This is a genomic window from Thiohalophilus sp. (assembly GCF_034521165.1).
In the GTDB taxonomy this organism is placed as follows: domain Bacteria; phylum Pseudomonadota; class Gammaproteobacteria; order UBA6429; family Thiohalophilaceae; genus Thiohalophilus.
Genome location: NZ_JAXHMV010000008.1, coordinates 1 through 22,333 on the forward strand (window position 1 = coordinate 1; position 22,333 = coordinate 22,333).

Annotated in this window: 18 protein-coding genes; 11 read left to right on the forward strand and 7 right to left on the reverse strand. The window is 58.0% G+C overall.

Annotated features, from left to right (window positions below):
* The first annotated feature begins 218 nt into the window (after positions 1-218).
* The 4 genes from U5K34_RS04725 to msrB all read left to right on the forward strand — a co-directional run bounded on the left by U5K34_RS04725 (position 219) and on the right by msrB (position 4,356).
* Positions 219-758 carry a TRAP transporter small permease subunit gene (locus tag U5K34_RS04725; RefSeq protein WP_322567321.1) on the forward strand — a complete coding sequence of 180 codons (540 nt, stop codon included), beginning with the start codon at positions 219-221 and terminating at the stop codon, positions 756-758.
* Positions 759-760: 2 nt separating this feature from the next.
* Entirely contained in the window at positions 761-2,149 is a 1,389-nt protein-coding gene (locus tag U5K34_RS04730; protein WP_322567322.1) for a TRAP transporter large permease subunit, read from the forward strand.
* Between the two features lie 195 nt (positions 2,150-2,344).
* On the forward strand, positions 2,345-3,595 hold the full coding sequence (locus U5K34_RS04735) for an ISL3 family transposase (RefSeq protein ID WP_322567323.1): 1,251 nt from the start codon (positions 2,345-2,347) through the stop codon (positions 3,593-3,595).
* A gap of 359 nt (positions 3,596-3,954) precedes the next feature.
* Positions 3,955-4,356, forward strand: coding sequence for a peptide-methionine (R)-S-oxide reductase MsrB (msrB, locus tag U5K34_RS04740; RefSeq protein WP_322567324.1), 402 nt, complete (start codon positions 3,955-3,957; stop codon positions 4,354-4,356).
* 266 nt (positions 4,357-4,622) lie between these two features.
* On the opposite strand, the gene U5K34_RS04745 is transcribed toward msrB, so the two are convergent.
* Positions 4,623-5,705 carry a TRAP transporter substrate-binding protein gene (locus U5K34_RS04745; protein WP_322567325.1) on the reverse strand — a complete coding sequence of 361 codons (1,083 nt, stop codon included), beginning with the start codon at positions 5,703-5,705 and terminating at the stop codon, positions 4,623-4,625.
* Positions 5,706-5,909: 204 nt separating this feature from the next.
* Between U5K34_RS04745 and U5K34_RS04750 the strand changes: the two genes are divergently transcribed.
* Complete coding sequence (locus U5K34_RS04750) at positions 5,910-8,780, forward strand: putative bifunctional diguanylate cyclase/phosphodiesterase (protein WP_322567326.1); 2,871 nt, start codon at positions 5,910-5,912, stop codon at positions 8,778-8,780.
* A 10-nt stretch (positions 8,781-8,790) separates the two neighbouring features.
* Here the strand turns inward: U5K34_RS04750 and U5K34_RS04755 are convergent, their stop codons facing one another.
* Together U5K34_RS04755 and U5K34_RS04760 are read right to left on the reverse strand one after the other, a co-directional pair.
* Positions 8,791-10,221, reverse strand: a complete 1,431-nt coding sequence (locus U5K34_RS04755; protein ID WP_322567327.1) for an ATP-binding protein — start codon at positions 10,219-10,221, stop codon at positions 8,791-8,793.
* Complete coding sequence (locus tag U5K34_RS04760) at positions 10,218-10,883, reverse strand: response regulator transcription factor (protein WP_322567328.1); 666 nt, start codon at positions 10,881-10,883, stop codon at positions 10,218-10,220. Before U5K34_RS04760 ends, U5K34_RS04755 begins: the two co-directional genes overlap by 4 nt.
* A gap of 131 nt (positions 10,884-11,014) precedes the next feature.
* Here U5K34_RS04760 and U5K34_RS04765 point away from each other — a divergent pair, with 131 nt between their 5' ends.
* The 4 genes from U5K34_RS04765 to U5K34_RS04780 are packed head-to-tail and all read left to right on the forward strand — an operon-like array spanning position 11,015 to position 13,951.
* Entirely contained in the window at positions 11,015-11,503 is a 489-nt protein-coding gene (locus U5K34_RS04765; RefSeq protein WP_322567329.1) for a TlpA disulfide reductase family protein, read from the forward strand.
* A 16-nt stretch (positions 11,504-11,519) separates the two neighbouring features.
* A complete protein-coding gene (locus tag U5K34_RS04770; protein ID WP_322567330.1) occupies positions 11,520-11,738 on the forward strand; it encodes a DUF4266 domain-containing protein in 219 nt (72 codons plus the stop codon).
* Complete coding sequence (locus tag U5K34_RS04775; protein ID WP_322567331.1) at positions 11,729-12,976, forward strand: DUF3570 domain-containing protein; 1,248 nt, start codon at positions 11,729-11,731, stop codon at positions 12,974-12,976. The genes U5K34_RS04770 and U5K34_RS04775 overlap by 10 nt, the downstream gene beginning before the upstream one ends.
* A gap of 27 nt (positions 12,977-13,003) precedes the next feature.
* Complete coding sequence (locus tag U5K34_RS04780; protein ID WP_322567332.1) at positions 13,004-13,951, forward strand: FAD:protein FMN transferase; 948 nt, start codon at positions 13,004-13,006, stop codon at positions 13,949-13,951.
* Between the two features lie 7 nt (positions 13,952-13,958).
* On the opposite strand, the gene uvrD is transcribed toward U5K34_RS04780, so the two are convergent.
* A complete protein-coding gene (gene uvrD / locus U5K34_RS04785) occupies positions 13,959-16,130 on the reverse strand; it encodes a DNA helicase II (RefSeq protein WP_322567333.1) in 2,172 nt (723 codons plus the stop codon).
* Positions 16,131-16,298: 168 nt separating this feature from the next.
* On the opposite strand from uvrD, the gene U5K34_RS04790 reads away from it, so the two are divergent.
* The gene (locus tag U5K34_RS04790) at positions 16,299-17,924 is read left to right on the forward strand and encodes a diguanylate cyclase (protein WP_322567334.1); all 1,626 of its coding nucleotides are present in this window, start codon (positions 16,299-16,301) and stop codon (positions 17,922-17,924) included.
* A gap of 27 nt (positions 17,925-17,951) precedes the next feature.
* Here U5K34_RS04790 and U5K34_RS04795 read toward each other — a convergent pair whose 3' ends face one another.
* Complete coding sequence (locus tag U5K34_RS04795) at positions 17,952-19,115, reverse strand: NAD(P)/FAD-dependent oxidoreductase (RefSeq protein ID WP_322567335.1); 1,164 nt, start codon at positions 19,113-19,115, stop codon at positions 17,952-17,954.
* Between the two features lie 65 nt (positions 19,116-19,180).
* Here U5K34_RS04795 and U5K34_RS04800 point away from each other — a divergent pair, with 65 nt between their 5' ends.
* Positions 19,181-20,473 (forward strand): TlpA disulfide reductase family protein, encoded by a 1,293-nt coding sequence (locus U5K34_RS04800; RefSeq protein WP_322567336.1) that lies wholly within the window; start codon positions 19,181-19,183, stop codon positions 20,471-20,473.
* 338 nt (positions 20,474-20,811) lie between these two features.
* Here the strand turns inward: U5K34_RS04800 and U5K34_RS04805 are convergent, their stop codons facing one another.
* Both U5K34_RS04805 and U5K34_RS04810 read right to left on the reverse strand, forming a co-directional pair.
* The gene (locus U5K34_RS04805; protein ID WP_322567337.1) at positions 20,812-21,444 is read right to left on the reverse strand and encodes an SCO family protein; all 633 of its coding nucleotides are present in this window, start codon (positions 21,442-21,444) and stop codon (positions 20,812-20,814) included.
* The gene (locus tag U5K34_RS04810; RefSeq protein ID WP_322567338.1) at positions 21,441-22,304 is read right to left on the reverse strand and encodes a cytochrome c oxidase assembly protein; all 864 of its coding nucleotides are present in this window, start codon (positions 22,302-22,304) and stop codon (positions 21,441-21,443) included. The genes U5K34_RS04805 and U5K34_RS04810 overlap by 4 nt, the downstream gene beginning before the upstream one ends.
* Between the last annotated feature and the right edge of the window lie 29 nt (positions 22,305-22,333).

Genomic DNA, 22,333 nt, shown 5'->3' on the forward strand with positions numbered 1-22,333 from the left:
GAGGCAAGAATATTAGCAAGTTCTGTTTTATTATAAATAACAATGACTTGCATTGTTTTTATGGGCTCAGGTTCAAGTTTTCGAATATTTTCATAAATGTGTCATGCACTTAGCCAACTGTGTATAACTCCTCTTGGGGTAAACCCTGAGAGGCTTCGCCGATCCCCTGAACCGCCCCCCGGTTGCGGCCAGGATCGCCACCCGGACTCCGCTGCCCCATGGACAAACTGAGCCAGTTTCTCGAGCGTCTGAGCGAATACAGCGGGCGCGCCATTGCCTGGCTGACCGGCGCGATGGTCTGCATCACATTTCTCGTGGTGGTATTGCGCTACGGGTTCGACCTGGGCTGGATCGGCCTGCAGGAAGTGATCACTTACCTGCATGCCACGGTCTTTATGCTCGGGGCCGCCTATACCCTGCGCCATGAAGGGCATGTGCGAGTGGACATTTTCTACCAGCGCTTTGGCCCGCGTGGCAAGGCGTGGGTGAACCTGCTGGGCACCCTGTTGCTGCTGTGGCCCATGTGCCTGTTTATCCTGCTTGTCAGCTGGGATTATGTGGCCGTCAGCTGGGAACTGCTGGAGACCTCCAACGAGCCGGGCGGCCTGCCCTTCGTCTATCTGCTCAAGAGCCTGCTGATCCTGATGCCCCTGCTGCTGATGCTGCAGGGGCTGGCCACCGCCCTGCAGAGCTGGCAGGTGCTGCGCGGGCAGCGGCGTCGCGATAACGACGACGAGCACCAGCAGGAGGTGCTTTGAACATGGCCGAACTGATGCCCTTGCTGATGTTTCTGGTCGTCGGGCTGGTCCTGCTCAGCGGTTACCCGGTGGCCTTTTCCCTGGGCGGGACGGCGCTGGCCTTTGCCCTGCTCGGCCACCTGACCGGCACCTTCGACGAAGCCTTTTTGACGGCGGCGCCCAACCGGCTATACGGCATTATGACCAACGGCACCCTGATCGCCGTGCCGCTGTTTGTCTTCATGGGGGTCATGCTGGAGCGCTCAAAAGTCGCCGATCAGCTGCTGGATACCATGGCCCTGCTGTTCGGCCCCCTGCGCGGCGGGCTGGGAATCTCGGTCATCCTGGTCGGGATGCTGCTGGCGGCCAGTACCGGCATCGTCGGTGCCACCGTAGTCACCATGGGCCTGCTCTCCTTGCCCACCATGCTCAAACGGGGCTATGACCCGGGCCTGGCCGGCGGCGCCATCTGTGCCTCGGGCACGCTCGGCCAGATCATTCCCCCCTCGATCATTCTGGTACTGCTGGGGGATGTCCTCTCCTCGGCCTATCAACAGGCCCAGCTCGACATGGGACTGTTCGCCCCGGAGACGGTCTCGGTCGGGGATCTGTTCGCCGGCGCGCTGATTCCCGGCCTGTTACTGGTGGGACTGTATGTGCTCTATATGCTGGGCGTCGCCTGGCTGCAGCCGGCCAAAGTGCCGGCCATGCCGCGCGCTGAACGTCAGCACAGCAAGCGGGAACTCGCCGGCCGGGTGATCAAGGTATTAATCCCCCCGCTGCTGCTGATCGTAGCGGTGCTCGGCTCCATCATGGCCGGCGCCGCCACACCGACCGAGGCGGCCTCGGTGGGAGCCGTCGGCGCCATACTGCTGGCGTTGCTACAACGCCAGCTCGATCTCGGCAAACTGCGCGAGGTGATGCGCACCACGGTCCAGGTCACCAGCATGGTATTTCTGATCTTCATCGGCGCCTCGCTGTTCTCGCTGGTATTCCGCGGTTTTGGCGGTGACGAGGCGGTGCGCGAGATTCTCACCAGCCTGCCCGGCGGCGTGGTCGGTGCCATGCTGATCGTCATGCTGGTGATGTTTCTGCTCGGGTTCATTCTCGACTTTATCGAAATCACCTTCGTGATCGTGCCGATCGTCGCGCCCATTCTGCTGATGATGGGCCTCGACCCCATCTGGCTCGGCGTGATGATCGCCATCAACCTGCAGACCTCGTTTTTGACCCCGCCGTTCGGCTTCGCCCTGTTCTACCTGCGCGGCGTCGCCTCCCAGGGCATGAGCACCGGCCAGCTCTATCGCGGCGTCGCCCCGTTTATCGCCATCCAGCTGCTGGCCCTCGCGCTGCTGGCCCTGTGGCCGGGCCTGGCCACCTGGCTGCCCGGCATCATCTACGGCAGCGGCTGATTAAAATCTTCACCACCAAGGCACAAAGACACCAAGAAAAAACGGCTCTTCAGGAAAATTCATGGGTAAAAATATGGAGGAATAACGCTCCAAGAGTAGCAAAATACAGACTTGGTTAGGAATGGTGCACCCTGTGCCCCCAATTCTGAGAAGATGGAAGTGCGACCAACCATCATTCAAAGAAAAGGAGCCAGGATGCAGCTCAAGACTATCCTGAATCGGGCGCAAAAATTCAAATCTTTTGTGTATGGTGCCGTCCATTGGGTAGAGGCGGCGGAACCGACGATTGAGGTGGAAATCCATCCGCGCGGCAACAGTCGGGCGATTTGCTCGGGATGTGGCCGGCGCCGGCCCGGCTACGACACCCTGCCGGGACGCCGTTTCGAGTTCATCCCGATGTGGGGCATTAAGGTGTTTTTCCGCTATGCGCCGCGCCGGGTGGATTGCCCAACGTGTGGCGTTCGGGTGGAGCGGATGCCCTGGTCGGCGGGGAAACACCGCCTGACCGAGACCTACGCCTGGTTTCTCGCCGGCTGGGCTAAGCGGTTGAGCTGGAAAGAGGTCGCCGAGGTGTTTCGTACCAGTTGGGACCATGTTTTCCACTCGGTGGAGATGGCGGTCACGTGGGGCCGCCAGCACCAGGACCTGTCGGGGGTCGAGGCGATTGGCATTGATGAGATCCAGTGGCAACGGGGCCACAAGTACCTGACGCTGGTCTACCAGATCGACGCGTCTTGCAAACGGTTGCTGTGGGTCGGCAACAAGCGGAAAGTCAAAACCCTGCTGGGGTTCTTTCGCTGGTTTGGTCAGGAGCGGACAGTACGGCTGCGCTATATTTGCAGCGACATGTGGAAGCCCTACTTGAAGGTGATCGCGAAAAAGGCCGGGCATGCGCTTCACATTCTGGACCGCTTCCACATCATGGCGCACCTGAGCAAGGCGATTGACGAAGTGCGCGCCGGGGAAGTGAAGGCGCTGAGGGATAAGGGGTATGAACCGGTGCTGACCAAGAGCCGCTGGCTGCTGCTGAAGCGACCAGAAAATCTGACGGACAAACAGCAGAGTACGCTGGCCGAACTCCTGCAGTACAATTTGAAGTCGATCAGGAGCTATCTGCTCAAAGAAGATTTTCAACTGTTCTGGTCGTATAAGTCGCCCTATTGGGCAGGCAAGTTTCTGGATAAGTGGTGTACGAAAACGATGCGTTCCAAGATTGAACCGATGAAGAAGGTCGCCCGCATGCTGAGGAAGCATCAGCCGCTGCTGCTGAACTGGTTTCGGGCAAAAAAGCAGTTCTCCAGCGGCATTGTTGAGGGCTTCAACAACAAAGCGAAACTGACTACCAGAAAAGCGTATGGATTTAAGACCTTTCATGCGGCTGAAATCGCTTTATATCATGCACTTGGGGCGTTACCTGTGCCAGAAACTGCCCACGAATTTTTCTGACGAGGCGAAAAAACTTTGTGTCCTGGCGTACCGGTGGTGAATTAACCTGCACGGCTATGAATACCTCCTCGTCACTCGTCCCTCGGCCCTCTCCGCCGGGCTTGCGATTCTGTATAGAGAAGCCTGTTGCCTATGAGCTGGTTAACCCTGTAAAAAAGGACGCATGGCGGAGAAGTCGCGTAGGTCACATTGGCGATAGCCTATGTGACACTACCTTGAACCGAGGTAAGGCTTGATCTAAATCTTCACCACGAAGACACCAAGGAAAACTTTATATCTTGGTGCCTTGGCGTCTTGGTGGTGAATAACCTTGCATAACATCTCTTGTTCTTGAGCCTATCTACGGGTAAAACAGGGCTATGGCAGATAAAATCAAAAAGTCGGATGCAGAGTGGCGGGAACTGCTGACCGAGGAGCAGTTCCAGGTGACCCGGCGGCACGGTACCGAGCGGCCGTTCAGCGGGGAGTATTGCGACAGCAAGGCCCCGGGGACCTATGTCTGTGTCTGCTGCGGACAACCGCTGTTTCATTCCAAAGAAAAATTCGACTCGGGCAGCGGCTGGCCCAGTTACTGGCAGCCGATCAGCGACGAAGCCATCGAGACCACCGAGGACACCAGCCACGGCATGCGCCGCACCGAAGTGCATTGCAGCCGCTGCGATGCCCACCTCGGCCACGTCTTCCCCGACGGCCCACCCCCCACCGGCCTGCGCTACTGCATCAACTCTCTGGCCCTTCGGGCCGTGCCGAGTGACGAGTAACGAGGGACGAGGTTTAATTTATCCCCTTCCCCTGGCCCCCTCGGCTCGGACATCTCCTGCTTCGCTCTACCGAATCCATCCTAAGGACTCGTCTATAAGGGAGGGGGAACAAAATCTTTGCGACTAACAAGATCATTCCCTCCCCTTCAAGGGGAGGGTAAGGGAGGGGTGATACGAATCAGCTCACACAAAATCGCCTCGTTCCTAGTCCCTCGTACCTCGTCCCTGCCCGAAGGGCCTGCGTCTCTGCGGTAAACAGGCTTTTTTTACATCTCCCGGGCGGCCATGTAGGTCTGTTCGGAGATGCGGTGCCACTCCATCGCCTGATCTCGGAATTTTTTGAACGACTCATAGACTTTCTTGCTCATCTTGTCCTTTTCGGCCACTTCGGCGACGACTTCGTCGGACAGGTTACGCAGTTTTTTCAGGACATCGTCCGGATAGCGGCGCAGATCGACGTTGTGTTTTTCCACCAGGGTCTTGAGCGCCTGGTTGTTGCGCGCGGTGTATTCGGCCAGCATGTCCTGGTTGACCACCTTGCAGGCATTACGCACGATGCTTTGCAGATCCTTCGGCAGTTCTTCGAAGGCTTCCTTGTTGATCATGGCCTCCAGCGTGGTGCCCGGTTCGTGCCAGCCGGGGTAGTAATAGTATTTGGCGATCTTGTACAGACCGAAGGCGAGATCGTTGTAGGGCCCGACCCATTCGGTCGCGTCGATGTTGCCCGACTGCAGCGAGGTATACAGCTCGCCGCCGGGCAGGTTGACCGGGGTACCGCCGGCACGTTTGAGAACTTCGCCACCGAGACCGGGGATACGCATTTTCAGTCCCTTGAGATCGGCCAGGGAATTGATCTCCTTGTTGAACCAGCCACCCATCTGCACCCCGGTGTTACCGGCCGCGGCCGGCACCAGGTTGAACGGGGCATAGACGTCTTCCCACAATTCCATGCCGCCGCCGTAATAGAGCCAGCCGTTCATTTCCTGGGCCGTCAGTCCGAATGGCACTGCGGAGAAAAACTGGGCGGCCTCGCTCTTGCCTTTCCAGTAATAGGCGGCGCCGTGGCCCATCTGCGCGGTCCCGCGTGACACCGCATCGAACACTTCCAGCGCCGGGACCAGTTCCCCGGCGCCATAGACCTTGACCTCGATCCGGCCCCCGCTGAGTTCATTGATCAGGGCCGCCAGATTGTTGGCCCCGGTGCCCAGACCGGGAAAATTTTTCGGCCAGGTGGTGACCATTTTCCACTGGTATTTCGGTTTGGCCACCGCCGCGCCGGTACCGGTCACCAGGCCGCCGGCCAGCAATGAGCCGGCACCGGCGGATTTGATAAAGTCACGTCGTTTCATGGCTCCGTCCCCGTTGTTATTGATTCGATACGATTTTTTCTTTGCGAAATCGTCACTTCGTCAACACCCTTGACGCAGATTGTGAACAAACCCGGCTAACTTGACCCGGGATTTGCCACTGGTATCACGGATTTTATTCTGTCACTATTGAGCGGATTGGTCAGACTGCTGTTCCGGCAAAAACTAAACAATAATGCGGGTGCCATGGAAGAACAAGCTCTGAGGCGAATCCACCGGCGGCTTGTGCTTGTCATCACCGCCAGTTTCGTCCTCACTCCGATCATCGGCTATTCGACGGCCTGGTTTTTTACCATGATCAGGGCGGAACAGCTCGCCTCCCTGGAAGCCGCCCTGTTACTGAGCCTGATTACCCTGGCGCTGCCGACCGCCGTCTGTTTTTATTTCAAACGCTATTTTAAACCGCTGCGGGAGTGGCAAACCAGCCAGCGGGGTTACTCCCTCCTGCCGGAACAGCTGGATCAGCGGCTGAAAAATTTCAGTGACAACTACTGGCTGTTTTTTCTGCTCTATGCGCTGCTCGCGCCCACCCTGCAACACTGGCTGGGTCTCTATCCGGCCGAACACTCCGCCTTTGCCAGTCTCACTCAGTTTATTCTGTTACAACTGGTGATCGCCGTGCTGGTCGGCATGCCCGGTTATCTTTATACACTGGCGTTAATCGGCCGGCTGGTCGAGCACAACGGCTTTCGCCAGGTACATGTCAGCATGCAGGCCAAGATGCTGCTGATCGGAGGCTATGTACCGCTGCTCACCGGCACCATCCTGCTGAAATATTACTGGTGGCGGACCCAGTACATGACCGGCGAAATCATACTGATCTGGGCCGTACTCGGGCTGTTTGCCTTTACCGTCACCATTTTATCCATCCGCAGTCTCAAGCAATCCCTGCAGCCGGTGCAGGAGCTGATCAGCGGCAGCGGCGCCACCAATTACGAGGACATGGCCAAACGCCTGCGGCCGCGCTCGACGGACGAAACCGGCTATCTGATTCAGATGCTGGGCCGATTGTTCCGCCGCCTCGGCGATCAGGAAAGCCATGTGCATGCGATTGTCGATCACGCGGCCGAAGGCATCATCGTGGTCAACGACCAGCATTCGATCGAGACCTTTAACCCGGCCGCGGAAAAACTGTTCGGGTTTACCTCCCAGGAGATTCGCGGCAAATCGCTGGACTGGTTGCTGCCCGACTTTATCCTGCCGCGCGACGAGACTTCTCTGCCACGGGAGGAGATCGAAGTCGAAGGACGGCATCGCACCGGTTATGCCATTCCCATGTCGATGTGCATCAGCCTGATGCATAACGACGACCGGATCTATTTTACCTGCCTGCTGGCGGATATCTCGGCGCGCAAGGCGACCGAGCAAATGCTGCTGGATGCCGAAGCCCGTTACCGCAACCTGGTCGAAACCGCCCATGATCTGGTCTGGAGCATGGATCGTGACGGCCGCTGGACTTACCTGAATGACGCGGTGAGCCGGATTTATGGCTATCAGGCCGAGGAGATGCTGTTCCAGCACTTCACCGAGTTTCAGTCGCCCGAATCGATTCGCCATGATCAGGCCGCCATAGACCGGGTACTGCAAGGTCATGAGCTGCTGGAGTATGAAACCATTCATCTGGACAAGGATGGACAGCGGCGTTACATCAGTTTCAATGCCAAACCCCAGCATAATGAAAACGGCGAGATCGTCAGTATTATGGGTACGGCACGGGATATCTCGGCACAAAAAGCCTTCGAGCGCGAGCTGACCTACCAGGCCCAGCATGACACCCTGACCGGGCTTTATAATCGCAATTATTTCCAGCGTGAACTCGAACGTACGCTCAGCCGGATTCACCGCCGCGGCAACAGCTGTGCGCTGCTGTATCTGGATCTGGATCAGTTCAAGTATGTCAACGACACACTCGGCCACGCCGCCGGCGATCGATTGTTGCTCGAATGCAGCGGGCTGCTGCAGGGACATACCCGCGATGCGGATCTGCTGGCCCGCTTCGGTGGGGATGAATTTACCGTCCTGCTGGATGATGTCGAACAACCGGCTGCCATGCAGGTCGCCGAGAGCATTCGCCTGCTGTTTGAAAACTACCGCTTCATTGATGGCGGCAAAACGTTCAATGTCACCTGCAGCATCGGTGTCGCCATGCTCAACAAACAGACCAAAACAGGGGACGAGGTGCTCTCGCATGCGGACCTGGCCTGTAACATCGCCAAGTCCCAGGGACGTAACTGTCTGCATCTGTACGATCCCGGTGACAAGCAGCGCGACGGCATGGCCGAGGATATGGGCTGGGCCAGCCGGGTCCGGGATGCGTTCGAGAATGACCACTTCAAACTGGTGTTTCAACCTATTGTTAATATCGACAGTGGCCTGAGCGAAGATTACGAAGTGCTGCTGCGCATGTCACTGGATAATGATGATGTCATCCTGCCGGGCGGCTTTTTGCCGGCTGCCGAGCGTTTCGGCCTGATCAACCATGTGGATCGCTGGACCGTACGCAGCGCCATGCAATATCTGGCTGAACTGCATAAGGACAATGACCAGATTCGTTTCGCCATCAACCTTTCCGGTCGTGCCTTCGAGGATCGCGAGCTGTTGCCCCTGATTAACAGCCTGTTGCAGGAGACCCGTCTCAGTCCCGCCACTCTGACCTTTGAAATTACCGAGTCGGCGGCGATTTCCAACCTGGCCGAGGCCACCCGCTTTATCTATCAGCTCAAGGATATCGGCTGTCAGTTTGCCCTGGATGATTTTGGCACCGGCTTCTCGTCATTTGCCTATCTCAAGCATTTGCCCGTGGACAAGCTCAAGATCGACGGCTCCTTCGTCAAGGGCCTGGCCAGCTCAGAAGTCGATCAGGCGATGGTGCGTTCCATGAACCAGATCGCCCATGCGCTCGGCAAACAGACCATTGCCGAATTTGTGGAAAACAAGAAAACGCTCGGCTTGCTAAAGGAGTTCGGGGTTGACTTCGCCCAGGGCCATTATCTGGGCAAACCCTCCAGCGATATAGCGGAACACCGCTCGCATGCAGACTCAGTGAAGAACGCCTGAGCAATCACCATCATCGCTCATTCTCTACCCGGGGATGATAGTCCTGCAATATGACACGGACAGTCAGGCCCCCGGCCGCCGAGGTGTCCAGTTCCAGTTCCCCCTGCAACAGATCAGCACAACGCCGGGCAATCGCCAGCCCGAGTCCACTCCCGTTTTGCAGCTGACCGGGTTTGCGGAAATATCGCTCAAAGACCCGTTGATACAATTCCGGCTTGATACCCGGCCCGCTGTCGCTAATGCAGAGCACCATATCCGTTTGCCGTTGTTCGGCTGCAATGCTCACCTGCCCGCCATCAGGCGTGTAATGAATCGCGTTATCGATCAGATTACGCAGTAAGATCTCCAGACTGACCGGCTCGGTCACCAGCGACAAACCGGGGATTGATTCAGATTCAATGGTGATGGATTTTTTCCGGGCTTTAGCAGACAACTGCCTGACGACGGCCTCCAGCATCTGCTTTAAATCGACCGTTACCGGTTCGATGTCCCGGGTATTGTCCAGTCTCGCCAGGGTCAGCATCTGGTTCAACATGTGCGTCATGCGATCGACCCCCGCCAGAATATCCTTCAAAGCCTCCTCACGCTCGGCAGGGATGTCACTGCGCAGCGCAACCTGTACCCGGGTCTTGAGCGCCGATAGCGGGGTGCGCAGCTCATGGGCGGCATCGTCGGTAAAACGGCGTTCTTTCTCCAGTGCGGTATTCAGCGCCCGAAACAGAGTGTTGAGTTCGCTCACCAGTGGCACCACTTCAACCGGCACGCCTTCAAACCGCAACCCTTCGAGATTATCCGGATCGCGGTTGGCCACCGCGGTTCGAAGTCGCTGCAGCGGTTGCATAGCCTTGCCAATCGACCACCAGATCAAAAACGCAATTATTGGAATGGAAATCACCGACGGCGTCAGAAAGTGCAAAACGATCTCGGTCACCAGTTCATTGCGTATGTCATAACGCTCGCCGACCTGGATGAGATAGCCATGCTCATCGTCCCACAGGGTGAAAACCCGCCAGTGTTCTCCGGAAAACGTCTCATCATGATAGCCCCGGTGATGAGGATCCAGCCCCTGCGGTGACAGCGGCTCGGTTCCAATATGCCCGGAATGCAGCAACAGGCGACCCTTCGGGTCCCACAACTGGAACGCCAGCTTGCGCTCGTACTCATGATAGTCTTTTCGCTCTTCGCCTCCCGCATCATCGTCGGCAATAGCCGGCATATTGCCGCCGGCATCGAGAAACTCCTGGATGGACTGAAAGTCCTCGTGTCGGGTCCGGGTCAGAATGATCGACAGCAAGACTCGCGCCGACTGGGCCAGTTGTGCATCAAACAGCTCTTCCACTTCATGGGCCGACGATCGGTAGCTGCCCCAGATGGTCAATGCGCCGCTCAGTGCGATCACCAGAATCAGGATCAACAGCAATCTGTTACGTATGGAATTCAATGTGCCGGCTGCTCCAGTCGATAGCCCACGCCGCGAATCGTCTTGATCGTCCCGGGGCCGACCTTTTTCCTGAGATTATGGATATACACTTCCAGTGAGTTACTCTCGACCCCGCCTTCCCAGCCATACAGGATGGATTCCAGCCGGTCGCGCGGGATCACATTGCCGGCGTGTGTTAACAGGTATTCCAGCAACTGGTACTCCTTGTTTGACAGCGACACCTCTTCGCCATGGATCACAAGCCGGTGCGCGGCGGTATCCAGCTGGATGCTGCCGAGCTCTATCCGGCTTTGCGCGCGCCCTTCCCGGCGTCGGGTAATAGCCCGTAGCCGTGCCAGCAACTCGTCCAGATCAAACGGCTTGATCAGATAATCATCGGCCCCGGCATCCAGTCCGGTAATCCGATCAGAGACCGCATCGTAAGCGGTCAGGATCATCACCGGCAGGGTCTTTTTCTGCTTACGCAGGCGTTGCAGCACCTCAATGCCGGACATGCCGGGCAGGCCGATATCCAGCACGACCACATCGAAATCATCGCTCCCCAGGGCCTGCAGTCCGGCTTCACCGTCGGTCAACCAGTCGACGGTATAACCGTCCTGCTTGAGGCCGGCCCTGACAGCCTTGCCCAGCATTTCGTCATCTTCAATCAGTAACAGGCGCATTGTGTTTGGGTATCCGGATCAGACGTCAAATGTGAACTCTCTCGCATTCTATACATACCACGTCATTCTTAAGATTGTCTTAAGGTTCGGGCGTTACATTGCCTGCCTGTTCAAACCGATGGAACCACCCTATGTTGCGATCTGCCGCCATCGCCTGCTCCCTTGCCGTGACACTGCTGCTTCCCGGTCAGCTACCGGCTGCCAGTGTCCCGGCCCCGGATTTTACCCTCTCCGGCCCGCAGGGGGTGATCGAGCTGCAGGAATATCGCGGTCAGGTCGTCTACCTCGATTTCTGGGCCTCCTGGTGTACCCCGTGTCGCAAATCATTTCCCTGGATGAATGCCCTGCAGGAACGTTACGCCGACGACGGACTGGTGGTACTGGCTGTCAATCTCGATCAGGATACCGCCGCAGCCCGCCGGTTTCTCAAAAAATACCCGGCCAACTTCACCGTGGCCTTCGATCCCGATGGCAACGTTGCCGAACGCTATGAACTCAAAGGCATGCCGGCCAGTTATTTGATCGATCGCCAGGGCAATCTGGTCATGTCGCACACCGGTTTTCGCTCCACCGATGCCGACCGGCTCGAGGCGCGCATCAAGGCCCGGCTGGAACAATAAAACCATGAGGGACCCTATGTTCAAGACAATCATCAGCGCGGTTCTCTTCTCCCTGCTGGCAGGGGGATGCAGTCTGCAGAACGTCCAGCCCTGGGAGCGGGATATCCTGGCCCAGGACAAGATGCAACTCGATCCCTACCCGGTCGACAGCTACCTGGACGACCATATCTATTACAGCAAGGAAAGCTCCACGGGCGGCGCCGGTGTCGGCGGAGGAGGTTGCGGATGCAACTGACAAATCCGCCCCAGGTCCGTCGCAAACTCGCGCTGGCCACCGCCTCGTTGCTGGGCGCGGTGGGCCCGGCTGCCCAGGCCGCCACGGCCGATGACTGGGCGATCGACACCAGCGTTCTCTATTATTCCGAAGACAGTCGCGTAACCGCCATTGAACCGGTTGTCCGCGCGCGCAAGGCCATCGGTGATGACGAGTACATGACCTATCGCCTGGTAGTGGACAGCCTGACCGGCTCCTCGGCCAACGGCGCGATCGCCACCAGTTCGCCGCAGACCTTTACCTCGCCCTCGGGCAATGCCACCTATACGACCCCGGCCAATACCACGCCGCTGGATCCGACCTTCCTGGACACCCGGGTGGCACTCAATGCCGAATGGGAAAAACCCCTGAGCCGTTATCTCAAGGGATTTTTCGCGATCAATGCCTCCAGCGAGTACGACTATACCTCGCTGGGCGTCTCCGCCACCCTGGCGCGCGATTTCAATAACCGCAATACCACCGTCAGTGCCGGCCTCTCCTACAACCTGGACACGATCGAACCGGTCGGCGGGATTCCTGACGGCCTGACGGCGATGCCAACCACTACCAGCGTGCAGAAAAGCACTCTGGGCAGCAGTGATGATAAAACTGTCGCCGATTTACTGCTCGGCGTCACCCAGGTCATCGATCGCAAGACCCTGATGCAGTTTAACTATACCTACGGGATGGATGACGGCTATCTGACCGATCCCTACAAGATCCTCAGTGTCGTCACCGGCCCCTCATCCGAGACGCTGGCGGCTATGCCCTATCTTTACGAGAACCGTCCCGACAGCCGGGCGCGCAATGCGCTTTACTGGAAAACCGTGCACCAGTTTAACGAGGATGTGATCAACTTCAGCTATCGCTACTACTGGGATGACTGGGGGATTACTTCGCATACCCTGGACGCCCGTTACCGCTACGAGATGGGCGGCGGTCATTATCTGATGCCTCATGCCCGCTATTATCTGCAGGACAAGGCGGATTTTTATAACTACAAACTCGTGGACGGTAACATCCCGCAATATGCCAGTGCCGATTATCGTCTGGCCGATCTGAGTACCACCACCCTGGGCCTGAAATACGGTATCCAGCTGAGCAATGACAGTGAGTTCTCGGTGCGGGCGGAGATGATGACCCAGCAAAGCGAAGGCGATGCCCCGTTCCCCGATGTGGACGCCACGATCCTGCAGCTGAATTATTCATTTGTGTTCTGATATACGGCCCGTTATCGGGTAATATGGATGGCCGGGTTTTCGGCCATCCAGTCCGCCATGTCACATGATCTGCAGTTTAAATCCGGCCCCGGTTTTCGCTCGGCCCACTTTCAGGCCATGGCCAGCCCCTGCGAACTGCTGCTGGACAGCGACGATCCCGCCCTGGTCGAACAACTGGCCCGCACGGCCCAGGATGAGGCCCTGCGCATCGAGCGCAAATTCAGTCGCTATCGCGATGACAATATTATCCATCGTATCAACCACGCCCGCGGCCAGCCGGTCAGCGTCGACCCGGAAACCGCGGCCCTGCTCGAATATGCCGATCACTGTTACCGGATCAGCGACGGGCTGTTTGATATTACTTCCGGCGTGCTGCGACGCGTCTGGCACTTTGATGGCAGTGACCGGGTTCCTGATGCTGAAGTGGTGGAGACGGCGCGTCAGGCCATTGGCTGGCCCCGGGTCGACTGGCATCCACCCGCGATTCGCCTGCCCGAGGGCATGGAGATCGACCTGGGCGGGATCGGCAAGGAATACGCGGTGGATCGCACCGCGCAATTACTGGCGCAACAGACCGGGGCCAGTTTTCTGATCAACTACGGCGGCGATCTTTACGTCAACCGGCCCCGGCAAAACGGGCATGGCTGGATCATCGGCGTGGAACAACCCGGCCAGCATACCGACAGCGGAGATATCAATCTGGCCTCGGCGGCGGGGGAAAGTTTCGAACTGCAGCAGGGCGGCGTTGCCACCAGCGGGGATGCACGCCGTTTTCTGCTCAAGGACGGGGTGCGTTATTCCCATATTCTCAACCCGCTGACCGGCTGGCCGGTGTGGGATGCGCCCCATTCGATCACGGTGCTGGCCGGCACCTGTACCGACGCCGGGATCCTGGCCACGCTGGCGATGCTGCAGGGCGCGGGGGCCGAAGCCTTTCTCGACGCCCAGCAGGTGAAGTACTGGGCCCTGCGCTAGATTCGACTCAACACGCCATCAGGTTGGCGTATTCGACCATCAGCCATTTACTGCCTTCGGACTCGAAGTTGACCTGCACCCGGGCATGACGGCCCTCGCCTTCGTAGTTCAGTACCACGCCTTCACCGAAGGTTTCATGGCAAACCCGTTGGCCCAGAATAAACGCCGACTCGTTGAACGAGACGTCGCCACCCCCGGCAGAGAAACTGGCGGCCGGTGTCACCACGCCGGTCAGGCGCTGTTCCTCGATCAGTTCCGGCGGAATCTCCTTGAGAAAGCGCGAGGGTTTGGCGTAATGCTCTTCGCCATACAGACGACGCTTTTCGGCATAGCATAGCGTCAGTTGCGCCATGGCGCGGGTCATGCCCACATAACATAGACGCCGCTCCTCCTCGAGCCGACCCGGGTCTTCCGCCGACAGGCGATGGGGAAACAGGCCTTCTTCCATGCCGCACATGAACACCTGCCTGAACTCCAGCCCCTTGGCCGAGTGCAGGGTCATCAGTTGCACGCAGTCGTCCCATTCGTCCGCCTGACGCTCACCCGCTTCCAGGGCGGCATCGGCCAGAAACGCTTCCAGGGGTGCCAGTTCGCGCTCGCCATCTTCCACCGGTTCCGGCGTGAAGTCACGTCCGGCGCTGACCAGCTCCTCCAGGTTTTCGATCCGGACCTGGCCGCGCTCGCCCTTTTCCTTTTCATAGTGGGCGATCAGGCCACTGGCCTGAATAGCCTGTTCGATCTGTTCATGCAGTTCCAGATCGCGAATGTCATGGCCCAGCTGCTCGATCAGATGCACAAAGTTCTGCAAGGCACCCAGGGCCCGGGCCGACAACTGTTTGTGCTCGATCAACTGGGTCATGGCCTGCCACAAAGAGACGCCGCTGTTGCGGGCCGTCTCGCGTAGCGAGGTGATCGTGCGGCTGCCGATTCCGCGGGTCGGGACATTGATGATCCGCTCCAGCGAGGCATCATCTTCATGATTCACCGCCAGGCGCAGATAGGCCAGCGCGTCCTTGATTTCCTGGCGCTGGAAAAACCGCAGTCCACCATAAACCCGGTACGGGATGCGCTCCTGGAGTAACGCCTGTTCCAGCACCCGGGACTGGGCATTGGAGCGATACAGCAGGGCACATTCACTGCGCGCGCCACCCTGGTCAATCCAGTCCTGAATCTGTTCGACAATATAGCGCGCTTCTTCCTGCTCGTTGAATGCCCCGTACAGCCTGATCGGCTCACCCTCGGCACCGGCGGTCCACAGACTCTTGCCGAGGCGATCGGTATTGTTGACAATCAGCGCGTTGGCCGCATTGAGGATCGTCGAGGTGGAACGGTAATTCTGTTCCAGGCGAAAGGTCTGGGTATTGGTAAAGTCCTGGGCAAATTGATGAATGTTTTCCACCCGGGCGCCGCGCCAGCCATAGATGGACTGATCATCGTCGCCGACGGCGAACACCTGACCGCTCTGGCCGGCCAGCAGACGCACGAAGGCATATTGAATGGTATTGGTGTCCTGAAACTCGTCCACCAGGATATGCCCGAAGCGGCGCTGGTAATGGCCGAGGATATCGGGATGCTTGAGCCACAGCTCGTGAGCGCGCAACAGCAGCTCGGCAAAATCCACCAGCCCGGCGCGGCGGCAGGCAGCTTCATAGTTTTCGTAAATGGCGATCATGTGCCGTTGCCAGGGATCGCCATGATGTTCCAGGTGCTGCGGCCGCAGGCCTTCGTCCTTGCGCGCATTGATAAACCACTGCGCCTCACGCGGCGACCAGTGCTCCTCGTCCAGCCCCATCTCGCGCACCACCCGCTTGACCGCGCGCAGCTGATCCTCGCTGTCCATAATTTGAAAGCCCTGTGGCAGCTCGACTTCTTTCCAGTGGGCACGCAGCAGGCGATGGGCGATACCGTGAAAGGTCCCCACCCACAGCCCGGCCGCGGGAATGCCCAGTAACTGCTCGATGCGCGAACGCATCTCGCCGGCGGCCTTGTTGGTAAAGGTCACCGCCAGAATGCCATAGGGCGAGACGTTCTCGGCCTGCAGCAGCCAGGCGATGCGATGCACCAGCACCCGGGTCTTGCCGCTGCCGGCGCCGGCCAGCACCCGCACATTGCCCGTCGGAGCGCAGACCGCCTGGCGCTGGGCGTCGTTGAGGGGGTCGAGAATGCCGGAAATATCCATGCGGCGCAGTTTATCAAATTGGCCGCGCCCGCGGGGTTTGCCGGTCCGTATTTTTCATTTGCCGGGTTTTGAACCATACTTGAACGGATCGGGGTTGCCGATGACCCCGCCACCGACGGGCCATCATCCCGGAAGCCGAACACGCGCCAGGACAACACAAATACCCCCATGAACAGCAACGTATCGGATATTCAGGCCAGACTCGAACGACTACACCAGGATTATGCCCGCCAGCTGCCGGACAAGGTCGGCGTCATCGATCGGCTCTGGCAGCAACTGCTGGCGGCCCCCGATGCAACCACCTGTCAGGAGCTGATCCGGCTGTGCCACACCCTGGCCGGCTCCGGGGCCAGTTACGGCTTCGTGCAGGTGACAGAGCATTGCCGGCAGATCGAGCAGGCATTGCAGAGCCTGGACGATCACGCAGACATCCCCGATGCGTTATCGCAACAGATCAACCGGCATCTGAACCAGCTGCGCGAATTGTCCCGCCAGGCCCCGGACAACCGGATGGATCCCGACGCCAAAACGGCAGACCCGTCAGCCGATCGACTTATCTATATACTGGATGAAGCCGATCACTACGCCCATGAACTGGCCGGGGAAATACGCAACTACGGCTATACTATCGAGCTGTTCGACGAACCCCGTCTGTTACAACAGCAACTGCAGCAACAGTTACCCGCCGCCATTGTACTGACCTGTTCCCTGGCCGAGGCGGATCCAGCTGAACTGTCCCGCTTTGCATCACTGGCGCAACAGGCGTCGACCCTGCTCATCACCGACAACGGTGATACGGCGCATCGTCTGCAGGCCGTGCGCAACGGCATTCAGGCCTATTTTCTCAAGCCGGCCAATATTATCGATCTGATCGACACCCTGGACCATCTCACTCACGAAGAACCGCATACCCCCTGTCGGATTCTCATCGTCGAGGACTCGCAACCGGCCGCCGAATTTTATGCCGCGCATCTGCAGCAGGCCGGCATGGAGGTGCAGTACATCACCGATCCCATGCAGATCATGGAGGCAATTTCCGGCTTCTCCCCGGAACTGATCCTGATGGATCTCTATATGCCCAAATGCAGCGGCAAGGAGCTGTCGGAACTGATACGCCAGAAGGAGAGCAACCTCGCCACCCCGATTGTGTTTCTATCGGCCGAAAGCGATCTGGAAAAGCAGCTGGATGTCATACAACACGGCGATGACTTTCTTACCAAACCGATCAGTGCCGGCCACCTGGTCGCGGCGGTACGTTCACGCACCCGCCGTTTTCGTGAACTGCGGGCGTTGATGCTCAGGGACAGCCTGACCGGCCTGTATAACCATACCGCCCTGTTCGATCTTTTCCATCGCGAGTTGCAGCGGGCTTCCCGCCACAGCGACATAGTCAGTTATGTGATGCTGGATCTCGATCGCTTCAAACAGGTCAATGACAATTACGGGCACGGCATCGGCGATCAGGTTATCCAGTCACTATCGCGCCTGTTGCGCCAGCGGCTGCGTGGCAGCGATTATATCGGCCGTTACGGGGGGGAAGAGTTTGCGATTGTCATGCCCAACACGCCGGCCGATGCAGCCTGCGAGGTGATCGACTCGATACGAGTCGATTTTGCCCGCTTGCGACAACATACCCATGACGGGGAAATTTACTGTACCTTCAGTGCCGGCGTGATCGACAGCACGCTGAGCGACGATGCCGGCAATCTGGCCCGTGCGGCCGACGCGGCGCTCTATCGGGCCAAACAGGCGGGGCGCAACCGGCTGATGCAGGCGGACAAGGCGGACCTGTAATTCCAGCGATGGGCGACGCCCCGCTGTTCAGCTGTCCAGGACGTTGGGCAGTTGTTTGGCCAGGCTCTGCTTTTCCTTGAGTTTGTCTTCCGTCAGAATAAAGCCCAGCAGCCGCTCATCCGCATCGACGAACAGGGCCCGCATGCCATCGTCATCACGGTCGATTTGCCAGTGACCGTCGCCCGCGGCTTTTGGCGGTGGCGAGATGACCAGCGGAAAGTCCGGGGTTTTGACCACCACCGGCATCGGCGGGTAAACCAGATCGGTCGGCTCGCCGGCCAGGGTTTTGGCCAGGGCTCGCGCCGCGTTCATGATCGGCATCACATACGGCAACCATAAACCATCCACCTCGGCACAATCGCCCAGCGCGTAAATATCCGGGGCACTGGTGGCCAGCCGGCGATCCACCGCGATGCCGCGATTGACTTTCAAGCCCGCAGCTTCGGCCAGTTCAGTATTGGGCACCAGCCCGGCGGCGGAAAGGATAAAATCGCTCTGCAGTTCCGTGCTGTCGGAGAGGGTCAGACGCAAGCCTCCCTCCTGTCGGTCGATCCGCGCCACCGTGCGCTCCAGATACCATTCAAACCCTTTGTTCCCCAGCACCTGCTGCATATGCTGGCCGACCGCTTCGGGTAACAACAGACTGAGTGGATAGGGATCCGGCCCGATCACCTGGACCCGATGGCCACTGCGCAACAGATCATTGGCGAATTCACAGCCCACCAGCCCCGGGCCGATCACCGCGATCTGCTGCTTGCCCTCCAGTTGCTGACGGAAGGTGCGATAAGCCGTGAGATCGTTAACGCTGATGACCTCGTCGGCCGCCTCACCCTGCAGGGGTAACTGACGTGGCGTGGCACCGACTCCCAGTACCAGCTGGCCGTATGTCACCTCGCCCTGGCTGCTGGCCAGTCGATGGGCCTGCGGATCGATCGCCGTAATATCGGTTTCTACCCGGATATCGGCCGCCAGCTCCTCGCGCATCTTCTCGACCGGTTTCATCACCAGCTGCTCGGGCGTCTTGTTCCCCGCCAGGGCATTGGACAGCATGGGTTTGGAGTAAAACACCCCGTCGTCGCGACTGATCAGCAATAGCGAACTTGTCTTGTTCAGCTTGCGATATTCCCGGGCCAGGGTATAACCGGCCAGACCGCTGCCGACGATCACCAGATCGTATTCAGATTGAGGCATGTCATCGATTCCATTTTCGGGGGACAGTTTGTCCGCTGATAAAGCTACAGGGTATAAAGACTATCATGCTCACAAGCGATCGACATCTCAACATGCACCTGTTCCTGATGGGACTGTTTGCCCTGTTGCTGCTATCCATACAACCGGCCCGTGCGGTCGAAACCGGTGCGGTACGCAGTGACGACAGCACCGAGATCACCTACCGTCGTCATCCAGGCGATAAAGACGCCCCGCTGTTTATCTGGTTGCCCTCCGAGGATGGCCTGCAGGCTGCCGAACGCGAAACCGCCAGAACACTGGCCGGAGCAGGTTACGAACAGTGGCTGGTGGATCTGTTTGAATCCCGTTTTTTACCAACCACCGCCAGCAGCCTGGACCGGATTGCTGCACAGGATATCACCGCCCTGATCGACAGGGCGAATCCGCAAAAGCGCTCGGTTTTTCTGCTCAGCAGCGGTCGCGGCGCCCTGCCCGTGTTACGCGGCCTGCACGCCTGGCAGTTGCAGAATCCGGACAACGATCACACGCCCGGGGTGATCCTGATCAGTCCCCAGTTTTATCATCAAACACCCGATCCCGGGGAGCCGGCCCGACTGCGACCCATCGTCGAACAAACCAACGCACCGATCTTTATTCTGCAACCGGCCAAATCACCGTGGCGCTGGAAACTGGAACAGACCCTTCCCGCGCTGCAAACAAGCGGCAGCGAGGTATTCTTCCGTTTGCTGCCCGACGTGCGGGATCGCTTTTATTACCGTCCCGATGCCACGCCATCGGAACAGCAACTGGAAACGCGGTTACCCCAACTCATACGCCAGGCGGCACTGGCACGGCACCGCTGGCCGGATCGGCCCCGTTCGGTGTCGCCACTGGAGCAACAACTCGACCCATTGCCTGCCAGCAAGCCGGCCCGCGCCCTGAAACCCTACGCCGGCGATCCCCGGCCGCCGCCACTGCAACTGCCCGGGCTGAATGGTGAAGACGACGATTTGGCGAAGTACCGTGGCGAGGTCGTACTGGTCAACTTCTGGGCCAGCTGGTGCCCGCCCTGCGTACATGAAATGCCCTCCATGGAACGGCTGCAAAACCGACTGCAGGACAGGCCGTTTACGATTCTGGCCGTGAACATGGCCGAGGACAAAGCCACCATCCGGGATTTCCTGAAAAACAAAGTCAACGTCACCTTCCCGATCCTGCTGGATCGCGACGGCAAGGCACTGAAACAATGGGACGTCTTCGCATTCCCCACCAGCAATCTAATCGATAAACAGGGACAGATTCGTTATGCGCTATTCGGTAGTGTGGACTGGGAACGGCCGGATATCCTCGACAAAATCGAAAAGCTCCTGAAGGAATAAAGAGACTGTTATTCTATTATTTTTTACCGCGGAGACGCAGAGGACGCGAAGAAAATATTTATTTGACCTGTTTTATTTCGTTTAACGACAGGCAATACACATAAATCCACCCCGCTAACAAAACAAATAATACTGATAAAAACCTTTGCGCCCTCTACGTCTCTGCGGTGAAAATTTTTATTTAAGCCAGTCGCGTAGGTCACGCTGGCGATAGCCTGCGTGACACCTCTCGAATGAGGTGTCAGGTATCGCACTCGCGCAACCAGACCTGCGATACTGTGAACAGAATCTGATTTTATGCCGGATTGAAACGCTACTCGAGGAATAAAAAGGGCAGGTCAGTGGCCTTCGGCCAGCAATTGTTCCAGATCGTGACGAATTGCCTCTGTTGAATCACTATCACGGATCAGCAGGCGCGCCTGTCCCTGACGATCGAACACATAAACCGCGCTGCTGTGTGAAACGGTGTAATCACCGTCAGCATCAGGTTTGTCGTAACCATAGGTTACACGATAACGTTTGGTCAGCTTCTGCAGGGCCTGCCGACCCCCACGCAGGCCAACAACCTGTTGGCCAAAGGCCTGTACATACTGTCCCAGCTCGTCAAGACTATCACGCCGCGGATCTACGCTGACAAACAGTATCCTGATCTCACTTGCTCGCTTGCCTAATTGCGAAACCGTACTCTGCAGTCGACTCAGGGTCATCGGACAGACATCCGGACAATGCATATAGCCGAAATACATTAACAGGATCTTGCCACGATAATCCTGCGCATCAACCATGCTTTTACTGTTTGCGGAGCGCATGTTAAAAGCCAGCGGTGGCATAAGGCCAGTAATGTTCTTTGTTTGCCACTTTTCATCACTGTCAGTGCAGCCATGAAGAAATAGCACGATCATCAGTAACACGACAAGATGCCCCAAGCTGGGTATCGTTACTTTACGGTCTCGATGCATAGTCATGTTCATACCTGCTTGCTTTCGCCACCGGAAACATTTTTCTGCTCAGCTTGCGCGCTTTGCCTCATCCACAGGCGAATAATCAGCAAAATGCCGACCACGCTCATCATCGCAGCGGGGATCCATGTGGTCAGTCCGCCGATGGTCTGATCCGTTAGCGGGCTAATCGGCCAGGCCCGACCGCATACGCTGTAGACGTCATACAGCACCTTCCCACTCAGTGCGATATAGGCGCCAATGATAATCTGCAAAACCATCACAACCCATAGCATGACTATTCGACTTGAATAGTGCAGGGTTATCCGTCCTCGCGGCGGTCGCGGATCCACGATCAGCCACCAGAACAACAGACCGTCGATCAGCATGCTCCAGTTCATAATCTTGTAACGTGTCGCGCTGAGCATCGCCTCGAAGTGCACCTCCGGGATCAACCATAAATAGATCAGGCCTACAAACAACGCTGGCGCCACGACCGGGTTCTGGAGGAATCGATAGATCCCGCGTACAGGCCGGCTATACCAGATCGGCAACAGCATCTGCTGGCGCCATTTTTGCGGGATGCCCCGGCCGAGAACCTTATGGGGTGTGGCCAGCACAATCAGAAACGGTCCGAGATGATGCAGGACCAGATGCTGCAGGCGATGCACCCAGAACATGTGCTGGGACAGGTAATCCACATAAGTCTGCATCACCCCGTAAATCAGTAATAACCCGAGGCAAAAACTCAATGTGGGCCAGAAACCGGTGCGCAGCTTATCGCGCCGTCGCTGTTTTATCCCCCGCCAGTACAGAACTGCCGCAGCCAGGGTGCTGACCAGCACGGTGGGAGAAAACTCCCAGGGTTTGATCAAAGTGACAAGTGACGGCATACCTGTTCAGTGGCTACGGATGCGGCCTA